Origin of the sequence: Streptococcus sp. HMSC072D03 (genome assembly GCF_001812855.1) — a bacterium.
Taxonomy (GTDB): Bacteria; Bacillota; Bacilli; order Lactobacillales; family Streptococcaceae; genus Streptococcus; species Streptococcus salivarius_D.
Genome location: NZ_KV810638.1, coordinates 1 through 221, shown reverse-complemented (window position 1 = coordinate 221; position 221 = coordinate 1). Strand labels below are relative to the sequence as shown.

Sequence of the window (221 nt, the reverse complement as noted above, 5' to 3'; positions counted from 1 at the left end):
AGTGCAAGTGAATCTGCAAGTACTTCAGCGTCGATGAGCGCCTCAACGAGTGCGAGCGAATCAGCCAGCACTTCAGCGTCGATGAGTGCTTCAACAAGTGCAAGTGAATCTGCAAGTACTTCAGCGTCGATGAGCGCCTCAACCAGTGCGAGCGAATCAGCCAGCACATCAGCGTCACAGAGTGCCTCAACAAGTGCGAGCGAATCCGCAAGTACGTCAGC

The 221-nt window shown here is 54.3% G+C and carries 1 pseudogene; it reads right to left on the bottom strand.

The features are described 5' to 3' along the window. Positions 1-221: pseudogene (locus HMPREF2877_RS10935) on the bottom strand (hypothetical protein); the annotation flags it as partial.